The sequence below is a fragment of the Picosynechococcus sp. PCC 7117 genome (assembly GCF_001693275.1).
In the GTDB taxonomy this organism is placed as follows: domain Bacteria; phylum Cyanobacteriota; class Cyanobacteriia; order Cyanobacteriales; family MRBY01; genus MRBY01.
In genome coordinates, this window is sequence record NZ_CP016477.1 from 698,186 (window position 1) to 712,041 (window position 13,856).

Consider the following 13,856-nt stretch of genomic DNA (forward strand, 5'->3'; position numbering starts at 1 on the left):
CCAATAAAAATAAAACCACTTTATGTTGTAAGTACGATGTATTACTCTTCGTCCATACGCCTTAAAGAATCTTGGAGATTTCGTAATTTTTTATCCATAATGTTCAATAAAAAATCTCCGGTTGAAAAAGCAACACGGAGATCAAATTCATTTATTTTTTGAGCTTAGAAAAGGTCAATATCTGTTACTGCGCCTTTACTGCTGCTAGAAACAATCTTTGCATATTTCCCAAGGACACCACGCTTATAACGAGGTTCACGGGGTTTCCAAGCAGCGCGGCGTTTCACTAGTTCCTCATCAGAAACATTGATTTGCAACAGTTTTTCGTGGGCATCGATAGTGATGCTGTCCCCTTCTTCCACGAGGGCAATATTACCACCTACAAACGCTTCCGGAGCCACGTGACCAACCACGAGACCATAGGTTCCGCCAGAGAAACGACCATCGGTAATTAGACCGACAGAATCCCCTAGACCAGCGCCAATAATTGCGGAGGTGGGCGCTAACATTTCCCGCATTCCGGGGCCACCCTTCGGCCCTTCATAACGAACAATCACCACATCACCAGCAACAATCTTGCCAGCCAGGATTGCATCGAGACATTCTTCTTCGGACTCAAAAACACGGGCAGGGCCAGTGATCCGGGGATTTTTTACGCCACTAATTTTCGCCACGGAACCTTCTTCGGCCAAGTTGCCCTTGAGGATCGCCAGGTGTCCTTTTTCGTACATCGGCTTATCCCAAGGACGAATCACATCCTGATCGGGAGAGGGTTCGCTGGGAATGTCGGCGAGGGTTTCAGCGACGGTTTTGCCAGTAACTGTTAGACAGTCGCCATGGAGGAGGCCATGCTCCAAGAGCATTTTCATCACCTGGGGAATGCCGCCCGCCTTGTGGAGATCGGTAGCCACGTAGCGACCAGAGGGCTTGAGGTCACAGATGACGGGGACGCGCTGGCGGATGGTTTCAAAGTCATCGATGGTCAGATCCACACCGATAGTATTGGCGATCGCCAACAAATGTAAAACGGAATTCGTCGAGCCGCCCACGGCCATAATCACAGAAATCGCGTTTTCAAATGCCTTGCGCGTGAGGATGTCCTTCGGCAGGATCTGCTTCTTGATCGCATTGACCAAAACGCGTGCCGACTCTTCCGCACTGACAGCTTTTTCTTCGTCTTCGGCAGCCATCGTCGAGGAGTAGGGCAAACTAATCCCCATCGCCTCAAACGCCGAGGACATTGTATTGGCAGTGTACATGCCGCCGCAGGAACCCGCTCCCGGACAAGCATTTTTCTCAACGGCTAATAATCTTTCTTCGTCGATTTTTCCGGCGCTAAATTCACCGACTGCCTCAAACGCGCTCACAACTGTGAGATCTTCCCCGTCTAAATGACCGGGTTTGATCGTGCCACCGTAGACAAAAATTGCGGGAATATTCATCCGGGCGATCGCCAACACTGCCCCCGGCATATTCTTATCACAGCCACCGATCGCCAGCACCGCATCCATGCTCTGGCCATTACAGGCCGTTTCAATGGAGTCAGCGATCACATCACGGGAAACCAAAGAATACTTCATCCCCTCCGTACCCATGGAGATCCCATCACTAATGGTGATCGTCCCAAACATCTGCGGCATCGCTCCCGCTTCCCGGATCGCCTTATCCGCTCGCTGGGCGAGGTCATTGATTCCCATATTGCATGGCGTAATCGTACTGTACCCATTCGCCAAGCCCACAATTGGTTTACTAAAATCATCATCCCCAAAGCCCACAGCCCGGAGCATGGCGCGGTTTGGGCTGCGCTGATGACCTTCGGTGACTACCCGGCTACGTCGATTGTCGCTCATAACAAATAGAAATCAAGATTTACATCAAAATAACCTTTCTATTGTCCTTTTTTTTCGAGCTTTTGGATAGGGACTGCCTCAAGTTAACCACGACTACTCAGGCACAACCGGGCAATACTGGGGAGCCGTCAGCACCAACGCCAAAATAACCTGAACCGTCTCAAAAAAGCCCATGAGCCACTGGCACTCTGCCTTGGGCTGGTCTTGATATTGTCCGAGCAGAAGATTGAGGGCTTGCATCAGTTCACCATAGGTTTCTGGCGCGACCAATACCAATTTCAACAACAAAATACTGTGGGTTAAATATTCCCGCTGAATCATTAAAACGGGCAGAGGATGGGATAAATCTTGCAAATGTTCAGGATTGAGTAGGTAATGGATCAAATTGCGGCAAACATCAGTAATCAGCGCCCGGTCTAGGGTAATACTGTCTCCTGCGGGATAACACTGTTTCAGATGTTGCAAAATCTTATCGGGCAGCCACTTCAAACGGCGTGGTGAAGTCATGGCACAGAACAAATAGTCAACAAAATAGGGCTGCCAAGTGACAAAGGTATGCTCGTCTGTCTGGGCTAAAAATTGCGTGGCAATATCAGGGTAACTGGGCTGCTTTTTAACCACTAAACGGTGAATCAGATTCAGGGTTACATCTTCAATGAGGGTAGGATTTTTAATGGCCTCTCCTGTCGCTGTCATTTTTCCCTTCGTTGACAGGTACATCACCAAGCGGTAGCGATAGCGGTTATTAAATAGTTGGTAAAGCAGCTTAGAGGCCCGTTGTTGTTCGGGGGAAGATTGTGGATCCGTCGCTTGGGCAAATAACATAAAACCAACATAGCGATCGCCCCAAGTCCGTTGATTTGTCTCACTAGGAGGAGCCAAGACCCGCAAGACCCGACATTCCTCACTCTGAATAAATCCCCGTAGCCAATCCTGAAATCGCTCTGTGGTCAACGACGCATCACCCGTCTGCGATGTGGGCGTCAACAGCAAATGGGCCAGTTGAGTAATGTACTGGATACTTTCTTGATTGAGGCAAGTTTCGATAAATAGATAACAACACCGTTTAAGAACCGCAATAAATCCCGTGCGCCGATTGCCAATAATCAGCTGATAACTTGCTTGTTGTAGGGGTTCTGGACATTGGGCCGCGTCATAACCAACGAAAAACCCTTGAAATAACCCCAAGAACTCATCAAGGGAAGGGGTTTGTAGCGTTTGGGCAAAGAAATCAAAAACAACCTGTTCCGGGGGGATTTCTGGCTTCGGTAACGATGATTCTACGGGAGCTAAGGAGGTTTCAAAATCACGGCCTGGAGTCATGTCCGGGATCATCTCTGTTGATTGCAGTACTGTCTCTTCCGATGATACATTGGCTCGCCCTGATGGGTCAGTCTTTGGGCTGCGGCGAACCGATTTCGACGTGATCGGCCGTAGGTGGTTCAGTGGCAACAGTTGCTTCATGATGTTTCTCCCCCCGGCAATCCCCAGTTTTCTTGACTACCTCCATGATAAAGTTCCAGGTCTGTTGAGCATTGCTTTCTTGGACAATTCAAAGAAAAGCTTTATACTTCATTGCTTCTTTAGATATATAGCCAAACTTTATTGTAAATTCACATTGGCGCAGGCTCTGTCAGTTACTCAAAAAAACAATGGCCTCCCCGAATTTTCGGGGAAGGCCAGCACAGTGTTTATGATTTGACGGCGTCATGGAAAATGACAGTCCGTGAACTATTCAGTCGGTTCTTCGAGAGCTTTTTGAGTTTCGGGGCTTTTACCCAGTTGTAGTTTGACAACTTTTTTCGCTGCGGGAACAACTTTGGGCAGCTTCAGGGTAAGAATGCCATCTTTAAATTCTGCTGTGGCATTTTCGTGGTCAACGGCGACCGGAAGCGCAATGGTGCGGTCAAATTTTCCATAGCGGAATTCAGAATGATAGCAGCCTTCATCTTCTTTTTCTTCTTCGTATTTATATTCCCCGGAGAGGCGGACTGATTCACGGGTCAACTGAATATCGATATCGTCAGCGGCAATGCCAGGAAGGGCGGCTTTTAAGGTTAATTCTGCGTCCCCATTGAGTAGCTCGACAGAGGGACGCCAGGGGGAGCGACCTTCCCCTTGCCAGCCGGCAAGTTCATCGAGAATGCGATTCATTTGGGTCTGAACTGTTTCTAGTTCAGAAAACGGCGAGAAATGTACTAAAGACATATATGACCTCCTAAGAGAATCGGCTTCTTGCTACATTTTTATTTTCTACTATCTTCAAGGGGTTTGTAGATGACAAAAACCGTATTTTTTTTGGTGGAATTACCGCAGAATTGCTACTTTTTCTTGGGATTACAAATTGCATTTTTTTTAGGGAAAATTTAAGCATTTTTCGATCACCATTGGGGCTGGTTGGCCATTCCCCCCGCAAAAGGCGATCGCCACCGGACAGAGCCTCCCTGCCGATGGGGTTTCTCAATCCGGCCCTAGAGCCCTAAAAATGTCGGCTTCAATCCCACCTAGATTGATGGCGCAAGAAAGGCTCAGGAATGATACGATGTCACTTGCTGCGATAGGTTTTAGAACGATTTCATATGGCGGAAACTTTACTTTTTAATGCGCTGCGTCAAGCTATCGATGAAGAGATGGCACGTGACGAAACTGTCTTCGTTATGGGCGAAGATGTGGGTCATTACGGCGGTTCCTACAAGGTAACGAAGGATCTTGCAAAAAAATATGGCGACCTGCGCGTTCTGGATACACCCATCGCAGAAAACAGCTTCACCGGGATGGCTGTTGGCGCTGCCATGACTGGACTGCGGCCGATCATCGAAGGGATGAATATGGGCTTTTTGCTGTTGGCCTTTAACCAAATTTCCAATAACGCTGGGATGTTGCGCTACACATCCGGCGGTAATTTCACAATTCCGATGGTGATCCGTGGGCCTGGGGGGGTCGGTCGGCAGTTGGGGGCTGAACACTCCCAGCGTCTAGAAGCCTATTTCCAAGCTGTCCCTGGTTTGAAGATCGTCGCTTGTTCCACCCCTTACAATGCTAAAGGTTTATTAAAAGCGGCGATTCGTGACGAAAACCCCGTGCTTTTCTTTGAACACGTGCTGCTCTACAACTTGAAAGAGAATTTGCCCGATGGGGAATATGTGCTGCCCCTCGATAAGGCGGAATTGGTACGGGAAGGGAAAGATGTGACGATTCTGACCTATTCGCGGATGCGTCACCATTGCACCCAGGCGATTAAAACCCTCGAAAAACAAGGCATCGATCCAGAATTGATTGATCTCATCTCCCTGAAGCCCATCGATATGGAGGTGATCGCCAAATCTGTGAAGAAAACCCACCGGGTGATCATCGTCGAAGAATGTATGAAAACGGCGGGGATTGCGGCGGAAGTGATGTCCTTGATCAACGAGCAACTGTTTGACGAATTAGATGCCCCCGTAATGCGTCTCTCGTCCCAGGATATTCCCACCCCCTACAACGGTACCCTGGAGCGACTCACCATCGTCCAACCGGACAACATCGTCGAAGCAGTGCAAAATATGTTGGCCCTGAACGTCTAAACACCAGCGACCAACTGCGGTTCATCCTCCTAGATCCATCATGCAAAAACAACGGTTAATCATAGTTGCAATTCTTTTTTTGGTGGCGATCGCCATCACGATTTTGACAACCTTACCCCTCCAGCTCGGTCTGGATCTCAAAGGCGGCGCCCAATTGACGATCCAGGTACAACCCAATGCCGAAGGAGTCGTCGTTGAGGCCGATGATACAGCTGCCGTGAAGCGAGTCATCGAAAATCGCATCAATGGTCTAGGAGTGGCCGAACCCATCACTCAACTCGTGGGGAACGACCGGATCCTCGTGCAATTGCCTGGGGTGACAGATCCTGAGCAGGCAGAACGGGTTCTAGGCGGCACGGCCCAGCTCGAATTTCGGCCCCAAAACCCTGGCACCGAAGCCGAGTTCCAAGAAAAGTACGCCCTCCGTCGCCAACTCGACGCCCAGTTAACCAGTCTCCGTGGCAGTGCAAGCCCTGCCGCTAGCGATGCCGAAATCGAAGAATTAGAAACCAATATTGACAGTCTCGATCAAGAGATTCTCGCTCTGTTTGAACCCGTTGGTCTAGTCGGCGAATACGTCACCAATGCCCAACCTGCCCCCACCCAAACGGGCAACAGTTGGCAAGTCTTTCTCAATTTCAATAGCGAGGGGGCTGAACTCTTTGCCGAAATCACAAAAGGTCTAGCTGGTACAGGCCGGAGTGTCGGCATTTTCTTAGATGATGCCCTCCTCAGCGCCCCCACCGTTGGCCCAGAATATACCGCCCAAGGGATCGCCGGGGGCAATGTGACCATTACCGGCAACTTTGACATTGATACCGCCAGTGATCTCGCCATTCAGATTCGGGGTGGGTCGTTACCCTTCCCGGTGGCCGTGGTCGAGAACCGTACCGTAGGGGCAACCCTAGGCCAAGATTCCATTCGCCAAAGTATCTATGCAGGGATTGCGGGCCTAATTCTGGTGTTGGTCTTTGTGGCAGTCTATTACCGTTTGCCGGGGCTGATCGCAGATGTGGCGTTAGTGGTTTATACCCTCCTCACTTTGGCCTGCTATTCCCTTGTGGGGGTTACGCTGACGTTACCGGGGATTGCTGGTTTTATTCTCAGTATCGGTATGGCCGTGGATGCAAATGTGCTGATCTTTGAGCGCACCCGGGAGGAAATCTATAAGGGAAATACCTTGTACCGGGCCGTGGAATCGGGATTTTTTAACGCTTTCTCCAGCATTCTCGACAGTAATGTCACCACTTTGATCGCCTGTGCGGCCCTCTTTTTCTTGGGTTCGGGTCTGGTAAAAGGTTTTGCGTTGACCTTGGCGATCGGGGTGGGGGTGAGTATGTTTACGGCAGTGACTTGCAGCCGCACTTTACTGCTGTTAACGGTATTGGGCTTACCGGCGGTGCGTCAAAATCCCAAGTTGTTTGCGCCCAAAGCCCCCAACTAATTTCCTTTGCCCTCTAGTCTGTTGTTAACCCGATGACTTTTAAATTTAGCGTCATTAAACAGCGTCTCCTTTGGTGGTCCATCTCGGCGATCGCCATCCTTGCGAGTGTGTTGTTTATGGGCATTTCCTTCAACCAACTCCAAGCGCCCCTCCGACCCAGTCTCGATTTTGTTGGGGGCACAAAAATCCAAGTGGCCCTCGACTGTACGGTGGCTGGCAACTGTACTGATCCTTTAGAAACAGCGACAATTCAAACCGTGGTGAATAACCAGGGAGTCGGCAGTAGTACGGTGCAAATTTTGGGCCAAGAGCGGACAACGTTTTCGGTGCGGACGCCGCAGCTTGATGTGGATCAACGCAGCCGTTTGCTCGACGCCCTAGAATCCGAAGTGGGCGCCCTAGATCCTGGCGCGATCCAAATTGACTCGGTGGGGCCAACCATTGGTCGGGAATTGTTTGTCCAAGGGATGCTCGCCCTCCTGGTTTCTTTTTTCGGGATTATTGTCTACTTGAGTATCCGCTTTCAGTTCGATTATGCGCTGTTTGCGATCGCCGCATTATTCCATGATGTGCTGATCACGGCTGGCGTCTTTGCGCTACTCGGTCTGGTGTTGGGCGTTGAAGTAGATAGCCTTTTCCTCGTGGCCCTACTGACGATTATTGGTTTTTCTGTGAATGATACGGTGGTCATTTATGACCGCGTTCGTGAGAATCTCAAGGCCGACGAGGGAGACAACATCGATCAAGTTGTTGATCATTCCGTCCAGCAAACCCTGGGCCGTTCGATCAATACCACCCTCACCACCCTATTGCCGCTGGTGGCGATCTTTTTGTTCGGTGGTTCGACCCTCAAGTTTTTTGCCCTCGCCTTGATTATTGGGTTTATTTGCGGCTCTTACTCTAGTATTTTTGTCGCCAGTACCCTCTTGGCCTGGTGGCGTAACCGTAATGGCCAACCCCCCACGGTCACCAAAGAAGCGGTGAATGTCACAGAATTGTCCTAGCCATTGCAGGGGAACTTCCCGGTAACGGCGGCAATCCCAGGATTTGGCCTGACCCACTCGGTAAAGATGTTTAGGGTGAAAAAATATGGGCGATCGCCAACTTCAGGAAGCACCAACAGACCATCATTTCAGTCCCTTGGCCCGCAAGCTGGTGCGGTTTACTTTCCTCTGGCGTTGGCTATTGGTCGCCTTGCTGTGGCTGATCTTGGGGAGCTACGGCATTTGGGCGTTGCGGGGAGAATTTGCCCTCTGGCGCGACCATCTCACCTGGGCCGTGGTGCGTTTGAGTCTCGGTTACCATTACTGGGCGAGCGTTGCCTTGACGATCTGTGTCGCCTATACCTGTGCTGTTTTGGTTTGGCATAGCCAGAAATTAACCCAAGGCTGGTCTCAACGGGAAAAGTATCGTTTCAATCAATGGGCAGAAAAATTAACCCAGAATCAGCAGCATTGGCTTTGGTTTTTCCTAAGGCGTTTATAGTGTGATTTCAGCCATCTATAGGGTGTCAAAAGAAAAACAGCCAGTATTCGCAAATACGCCAAATTACTGAAAGCCGCTCTTTTGGGAGAGCGAGTCGCTGAAACTTTTCTGGATTAATCCCCTCCAAAGTTCCAGATAATTGCGGGTTTCTGTACTAATGTTCACTACTGACTGACGTAGGTGAGCTGGCTCGCGTTAACTAGAAAGAGAATTTGTGCTTAATTTACCGATGCCGTGCTTGATTCTGCTTGCTTGATTGTTGATTTGCAAAAGGTTCAGCGCATTACCCAGGGCATTTCCGGTTGTCTGGAACCAACGCTGATCGCCAAACGTTTAACCGAAGCATTGATTAAAGACTTTAATTGCGCCTTTGCGCGAATTTGGTTAACTGAGCCAGATCAACGATCGCTCCGGTTAGTGGCTTCATCGGGTCTGTCTGAAAACATTAATGGCAGTTTTGCACGGGTTCCCATGGGCGCCTATAAGGTCGGAAAAATTGCCAAAAATGGGATTCCATTCCTGAGTAATCAACTGGCGGAAGAAGCTTGGGTAAAAGACCGTGACTGGGCGATCGCCAACGGAATTCAAGGTTTTGCGGGTTATCCCCTTGCCAGTCAACAACGAATTATTGGTGTGTTAGCAGCTTTTAGCCATGAAACTTTTTTACCAGAATTTTTAGAGGTTTTGCAGGTGCTGTGTATGGCTGGGGCGATCGCCTTAGATGCCGCCCAAAAAAGCCCCCAAGATCCCAGCAAAAGCCAGACAAGAGAATCTCACCCCCTCTCGGATCACCTGGGCAGCCTTTTAAGTACCAGCCAGCTTAGTTTGATTGGTACGGAACGACCTCTGACACCAAGTTCGACCTATCTCTTGATTAAAACCGTAGAAATTCTCAATCAATTCAACTGTCACTATTGCCGACTCATCTACAGTGATACGGAAATTTGTCTCGAAGGCATTATCGCCGCCCCTAACCCGACGAAAAACAAAGGGCGATCGCCCTTTGCCGACATTGAATTTTTCGTACAAACCCTTGGGGGGAACTGCGATGTCGGGATCAACGCCCAGGAAGCAGTCCACCAAATTCGCCTTACTTTGCCCTATGGAGCGACCACCCAAGTCTACAAATCAAAAGAATCACTATCCCAACGGGAACGTCAGATTTTAGCGCTTCTCACCAAAGGGTTGCGTGATCGCGACATTGCCCAGCAGCTCCACATCAGTGAAAGTACCGTAAAATTCCACCTAAACCGCACCTTGAGTAAACTACAAGCTAAAAACCGCTACCAAGCCATTTACCAAGCCACAAAACAAGGTTTGATTTAAACGCGATCGCTAGTTCCACTATCCCCCAACAGCCGATCCAATTTCGGAGGATGTCGCCCAACATCTCGATCCGCTTGCCGAATCAACAGAACGCGCTCCCGATTCATATCTAATCTGGCGATCGTTGCCCGCCCAATTTCCGTTAAGCCTACCAACATAACTCCATCTTCTGCCCAAACAAAATGATCAGCCCATCGATCACAACGCGGGTTAAACAAGCGAACTTCCGCCCCTGACAGCAGATCAACTCCTGTCACGAAACTTGACTTTTTACGATTGCAATGAAAACAAGCCAACGCCAAATTTTCCACATCATCCGAACCGCCCCGAACCTGTGGAATGACATGATCAATCGTGAAGCGAACATACTGCCATAACTCCACCCCATGACAATACTCACATAGACCCTTAGCTCTTTCTCTGACTTTGTTTTGAATTTTCTCTGGAAGTGGTGATCTACCCATTTCCTATGCCACCATGCTCCCAGCAGCAGCATTACGAACTGTCCGATTCACAAAACTCAAATAATCATCAATTTCTTCATAACAGTCCAATTCTTCCTCCTCAGCCTCGGTCAATCCTTCAGACTGCTGCTTCTCCAACAAAACTTCAACCCGTGCCTGTACCTGTACTGAAGCTCGAAAAATCAGAACCCCTTCCACCAAATCAAGCTGAACAGCACCATCAAGCGGTATGGAATTCGACAAACGTTGCAGCACAGGAAAAGTAGAAGCAGCCATAATGTTTAAATCGAAAAACTATGATCATCATAACTTAGTAAACTGCTCGCCACTAAGTCAGGAACTCGGTTTTTATTTGATTGAGGAAGTTTAGAATTCCTAATGAACGTCTTTTAACTGAAACCGGATTAATAATCCTTCGTTCGGTTGTTAAGCAGAAGCCGGTACCAAAAGCCTTGCTGTAATTTGTGTCGCCAAATATTCTGCATCGCGAGTGACACCGGAAAAACGACCAGAGCCCCAGGTATAGAGCCAGGGCAAACCAAGGAAATATAATCCGTCTACGGCGGTTACCCCTCGGTCATGTAAGGGTTCTCCCAACTCATTAAAGATGGGGAGATCAATCCAACTAAAGTTCAAGCGAAAGCCCGTCGCCCAAATAACTGCACCAATGTTGGTTGCCTTGAGGTTGAGGGATGATGGTTCTAATTCTGGCTCCCAGACGGGTTGATAATGGGCCTCTGGGGGAGCGGTGATGTTGTTATCAGCGATAAATTTGTCAATATTCCGTTGGATGCGCACCACGGTGGTATCAGCCCGATCTAAATTTTGTTTTAAATCTTTCCCAAAGTGGAGAGTCTGCCCGGTAATACTTTGCAAGCGACCATAGAGGTGCATTCCCTGTTGGGCAAAGCGGCGCAGATCAATATCACGACCCCCATCCCGGCCTGTGACATAGTGATTGGTTTTATGACGCACCATTTCTTTTTGGGGATGCTGGTCGATGGGTAGGTCGTAATAACCCATGCGTTCGAGCCACTCCACCACATCCTTACCCCGATAGCGGCGCGGCGCCCGGGGCGCACTACCGGTAACAAGGTGAACTGTTTTCCCTGCCAAATGAAGATCTTCGGCAATTTGACAACCCGACTGGCCAGTGCCCACAATCAAGACTTCATCGGGAAGATCCTGGGGATTTTTGTACTGTACAGAATGAATTTGCTGTACATCACGGGGCAGTTGGGCGGCGATGGGCGGAATTTTTGGAACGTGGTATCCACCCGTGGCGATCGCCACTTGATCAGCTGTGTAATCGCCGATGGATGTTGCCACTGCAAACTTGGTTCCAGACGAACTTACTTTTAAGACAGTTACTCCCTCTCGAATTGGGGGATTAAAAGAGCGGGCATAGGCTTCTAAGTAAGAAACAATCTCCTCCTTAGCCATAAAGCCATTAGGATCAGGCCCCGCATAGGAAAAACCAGGGAGCCGACATTGCCAATTGGGGGTCACCAAACAAAAAGAATTCCAGCGTTCATTACGCCACGCATGGCCAACTTTATGTTTCTCAAAAATAAGGTGGTCAATGTTGTTTTGCTTGAGGAGATAGCTGAGGGCAAGTCCTGCCTGGCCACCCCCAACAATTATTACCGGGTAATGGGTCTGCATTGCCGTTGCTCTTAAGTGGATTGGATTTAACTGTAAACCCGCTCAATTCTTTTTCTTGTAAGGGTTGTTACCGATCCCAGCGGTTTGTGATTACCCATAGGCGATCGATGAATTGCGACCCAGTAGCTGCTATTTTGGTGGCCTAACCTAGCAAAATCAATAGTTCTTTTAGGACACAATCACTATCCTCTAATCAGGACAAAATCAGATAGCTATTATCAAACAAGCTTGAATCTAGCCAAAAAGACAATCCAGAAATTGGCTTTTCAATCAAAAAACTATTCCTTTAAACAGAAGGTCTCCTTTTGTCAGCAATGATACAGGTCGCCTTGAGTTCTCCCCTTACAGTAATGCACAACTCAACCCATTAAAACCAAGAAATCAAAGGAAAATTTACCATGCCTGAAGTGACAATTCCTGCCCACCAGACCGGTGACTTTCTTGTCGATTACGAAGAAAAAGTTTTTCCTGATGTCCAAGCAGAGCCCGGCGAAAAAGCACTAATCACCTTTCACACAGTGGCTTTTGAAGGTTCTATTGGTTTAGTTAATTTATTACAAGCGAGTCGCCTCATTAAAAAAGGATTTGAAACGTCTGTGCTACTTTATGGCCCTGGGGTAACTTTAGGGGTGCAGCGGGGCTTCCCGAAGCTGGGCGATGAAGGATTTCCGGGGCACTTAGCCATGAATGATCGCCTGGTTAAGATTATGGAATCTGGCGGAAAAGTCTATGCTTGTCGCTTTGCACTGCAGGCTCTCTACGGTCATGGGGAAGCTTCCTTGATTCCTGGTATTCGCCCGATTAGTCCCTTGGATGTGATGGATTTAATTTTAATGCACCGTAAAGAAGGGGCGTTTATTCTTGATACTTGGACAATGTAAAAATCAAGGGTTTTATTCCTGAAAATCCTAGAGAGTCTATCAGGCAACCTACAAATTTTTATGTTTAATAAAAATTTCTGGATATTTCAATCACTTTTTTGAAATATCTTTGGTTGCCAAATTCGTTTTTTGTGAGTTTGTTGTTTCCCTGGTAGCGACTATGCTTGATTATTCAAAAACGATTCGGGCAGCAGCAGCACAAATCAGTCCGGTTTTGTTTAGTTGTGCAGATACAACAGAAAAAATTCTAGAGACAATTACCCAAGCAGCCAAGGAGGGAGTGCAACTCATTGTTTTTCCAGAGACCTTTGTTCCTTACTACCCTTACTTTTCTTTTATCGAGCCCCCAGTGCTGATGGGCAAAAGCCATCTCCAGCTCTATGAGCAAGCAGTCACAGTCCCTGGCCCAGTTACGGCAGCGGTGGCTGAAGCGGCCCAAGCCCATGACATGGTGGTGGTTTTAGGGGTGAATGAACGGGAGGAGGGTTCCCTTTACAATACCCAATTGATTTTTGATCACGATGGGACATTGCGCCTTAAGCGCCGCAAAATCACTCCCACCTACCATGAGCGAATGGTTTGGGGCCAGGGAGATGGGGCTGGTTTAACGACGGTCGATACGGCGGTGGGCCGTGTGGGTGCTTTAGCTTGTTGGGAGCACTATAATCCCCTTGCTCGCTATAGTCTGATGGCCCAACATGAGCAGATTCACTGTGGTCAATTTCCGGGATCTATGGTGGGGCAAATTTTTACGGAGCAAATGGAAGTGACCATGCGTCACCATGCCCTCGAATCCGGCTGTTTCGTAGTCAATGCAACGGGATGGCTCTCGGCAGAACAGAAGGCCCAATTGACCAGCAATGAAAAGATGCACAAGGCCCTTAGTGGTGGTTGTTATACGGCCATTATTAGTCCTGAAGGCAAACACCTCTGTGAACCTATTTATGAAGGGGAAGGTTTGGCGATCGCCGATTTAGATTTCTCCCTGATTACCAAACGCAAGCGAATGATGGATTCAGTGGGACATTACTCCCGCCCTGATCTATTCCAGGTACAACTCAATGACGCACCTTGGGCCACCCTCAACACGAGTTCCTTGCCCTTTCCCTCAGAAGTAACGCCACTGCCGAATACCCCGGCCCCAGATATTCCCGCCTCCTGTCCCTAATCTAGCGCGC

Annotated in this window: 13 protein-coding genes and 1 pseudogene; 7 read left to right on the forward strand and 7 right to left on the reverse strand. The window is 48.7% G+C overall.

Translation table 11 applies throughout. The features are described from left to right. Nucleotides 1–164: 164 nt before the first annotated feature. From ilvD to AWQ22_RS03345, 3 genes are all read right to left on the reverse strand, one after another. Nucleotides 165–1,850 carry a dihydroxy-acid dehydratase gene (ilvD, locus tag AWQ22_RS03330; RefSeq protein WP_065710178.1) on the reverse strand — a complete coding sequence of 562 codons (1,686 nt, stop codon included), beginning with the start codon at nucleotides 1,848–1,850 and terminating at the stop codon, nucleotides 165–167. 93 nt (nucleotides 1,851–1,943) lie between these two features. Beyond that, a complete protein-coding gene (locus tag AWQ22_RS03335; RefSeq protein WP_157094572.1) occupies nucleotides 1,944–3,314 on the reverse strand; it encodes a hypothetical protein in 1,371 nt (456 codons plus the stop codon). A gap of 267 nt (nucleotides 3,315–3,581) precedes the next feature. Beyond that, nucleotides 3,582–4,058 carry an Hsp20/alpha crystallin family protein gene (locus AWQ22_RS03345; protein ID WP_065710181.1) on the reverse strand — a complete coding sequence of 159 codons (477 nt, stop codon included), beginning with the start codon at nucleotides 4,056–4,058 and terminating at the stop codon, nucleotides 3,582–3,584. 371 nt (nucleotides 4,059–4,429) lie between these two features. On the opposite strand from AWQ22_RS03345, the gene AWQ22_RS03350 reads away from it, so the two are divergent. From AWQ22_RS03350 to AWQ22_RS03370, 5 genes are all read left to right on the forward strand, one after another. Then, complete coding sequence (locus AWQ22_RS03350) at nucleotides 4,430–5,413, forward strand: alpha-ketoacid dehydrogenase subunit beta (RefSeq protein WP_065710182.1); 984 nt, start codon at nucleotides 4,430–4,432, stop codon at nucleotides 5,411–5,413. Nucleotides 5,414–5,453: 40 nt separating this feature from the next. Beyond that, nucleotides 5,454–6,857, forward strand: coding sequence for a protein translocase subunit SecD (gene secD / locus AWQ22_RS03355; protein WP_065710183.1), 1,404 nt, complete (start codon nucleotides 5,454–5,456; stop codon nucleotides 6,855–6,857). A 32-nt stretch (nucleotides 6,858–6,889) separates the two neighbouring features. Further along, the gene (gene secF, locus AWQ22_RS03360; RefSeq protein WP_065710184.1) at nucleotides 6,890–7,861 is read left to right on the forward strand and encodes a protein translocase subunit SecF; all 972 of its coding nucleotides are present in this window, start codon (nucleotides 6,890–6,892) and stop codon (nucleotides 7,859–7,861) included. A gap of 85 nt (nucleotides 7,862–7,946) precedes the next feature. Next, nucleotides 7,947–8,342, forward strand: a complete 396-nt coding sequence (locus tag AWQ22_RS03365) for a hypothetical protein (protein ID WP_065710185.1) — start codon at nucleotides 7,947–7,949, stop codon at nucleotides 8,340–8,342. 234 nt (nucleotides 8,343–8,576) lie between these two features. Continuing rightward, a complete protein-coding gene (locus AWQ22_RS03370) occupies nucleotides 8,577–9,668 on the forward strand; it encodes a LuxR C-terminal-related transcriptional regulator (protein WP_065710186.1) in 1,092 nt (363 codons plus the stop codon). On the opposite strand, the gene AWQ22_RS17060 is transcribed toward AWQ22_RS03370, so the two are convergent. The 4 genes and pseudogenes from AWQ22_RS17060 to AWQ22_RS03385 form a co-directional block, all read right to left on the reverse strand. Next, nucleotides 9,665–9,925, reverse strand: coding sequence for a hypothetical protein (locus tag AWQ22_RS17060; protein WP_232321572.1), 261 nt, complete (start codon nucleotides 9,923–9,925; stop codon nucleotides 9,665–9,667). The two genes, AWQ22_RS03370 and AWQ22_RS17060, sit on opposite strands and share 4 nt — an antisense overlap. Nucleotides 9,926–9,934: 9 nt before the next feature. After that, nucleotides 9,935–10,132, reverse strand: a pseudogene (locus tag AWQ22_RS17065) (HNH endonuclease); the annotation flags it as partial. 3 nt (nucleotides 10,133–10,135) lie between these two features. Next, nucleotides 10,136–10,408 (reverse strand): hypothetical protein, encoded by a 273-nt coding sequence (locus AWQ22_RS03380; RefSeq protein ID WP_065710188.1) that lies wholly within the window; start codon nucleotides 10,406–10,408, stop codon nucleotides 10,136–10,138. Nucleotides 10,409–10,558: 150 nt separating this feature from the next. Next, complete coding sequence (locus AWQ22_RS03385) at nucleotides 10,559–11,797, reverse strand: MSMEG_0569 family flavin-dependent oxidoreductase (protein WP_065710189.1); 1,239 nt, start codon at nucleotides 11,795–11,797, stop codon at nucleotides 10,559–10,561. 398 nt (nucleotides 11,798–12,195) lie between these two features. Between AWQ22_RS03385 and AWQ22_RS03390 the strand changes: the two genes are divergently transcribed. Further along, nucleotides 12,196–12,678 (forward strand): MSMEG_0572/Sll0783 family nitrogen starvation response protein, encoded by a 483-nt coding sequence (locus AWQ22_RS03390; protein WP_065710190.1) that lies wholly within the window; start codon nucleotides 12,196–12,198, stop codon nucleotides 12,676–12,678. Nucleotides 12,679–12,838: 160 nt separating this feature from the next. Further along, on the forward strand, nucleotides 12,839–13,846 hold the full coding sequence (locus tag AWQ22_RS03395; RefSeq protein ID WP_065710191.1) for a Nit6803 family nitrilase: 1,008 nt from the start codon (nucleotides 12,839–12,841) through the stop codon (nucleotides 13,844–13,846). Nucleotides 13,847–13,856 lie beyond the last annotated feature (10 nt).

Bases quoted from the DNA above. Each gene is read 5' to 3' on its own strand.
- ilvD (WP_065710178.1), bottom strand. From the start codon at position 1,850: ATGAGCGACAATCGACGTAGCCGGGTAGTCACCGAAGGTCATCAGCGC.
- AWQ22_RS03335 (WP_157094572.1), bottom strand. From the start codon at position 3,314: ATGAAGCAACTGTTGCCACTGAACCACCTACGGCCGATCACGTCGAAA.
- AWQ22_RS03345 (WP_065710181.1), bottom strand. From the start codon at position 4,058: ATGTCTTTAGTACATTTCTCGCCGTTTTCTGAACTAGAAACAGTTCAG.
- AWQ22_RS03350 (WP_065710182.1), top strand. From the start codon at position 4,430: ATGGCGGAAACTTTACTTTTTAATGCGCTGCGTCAAGCTATCGATGAA.
- secD (WP_065710183.1), top strand. From the start codon at position 5,454: ATGCAAAAACAACGGTTAATCATAGTTGCAATTCTTTTTTTGGTGGCG.
- secF (WP_065710184.1), top strand. From the start codon at position 6,890: ATGACTTTTAAATTTAGCGTCATTAAACAGCGTCTCCTTTGGTGGTCC.
- AWQ22_RS03365 (WP_065710185.1), top strand. From the start codon at position 7,947: ATGGGCGATCGCCAACTTCAGGAAGCACCAACAGACCATCATTTCAGT.
- AWQ22_RS03380 (WP_065710188.1), bottom strand. From the start codon at position 10,408: ATGGCTGCTTCTACTTTTCCTGTGCTGCAACGTTTGTCGAATTCCATA.
- AWQ22_RS03385 (WP_065710189.1), bottom strand. From the start codon at position 11,797: ATGCAGACCCATTACCCGGTAATAATTGTTGGGGGTGGCCAGGCAGGA.
- AWQ22_RS03390 (WP_065710190.1), top strand. From the start codon at position 12,196: ATGCCTGAAGTGACAATTCCTGCCCACCAGACCGGTGACTTTCTTGTC.
- AWQ22_RS03395 (WP_065710191.1), top strand. From the start codon at position 12,839: ATGCTTGATTATTCAAAAACGATTCGGGCAGCAGCAGCACAAATCAGT.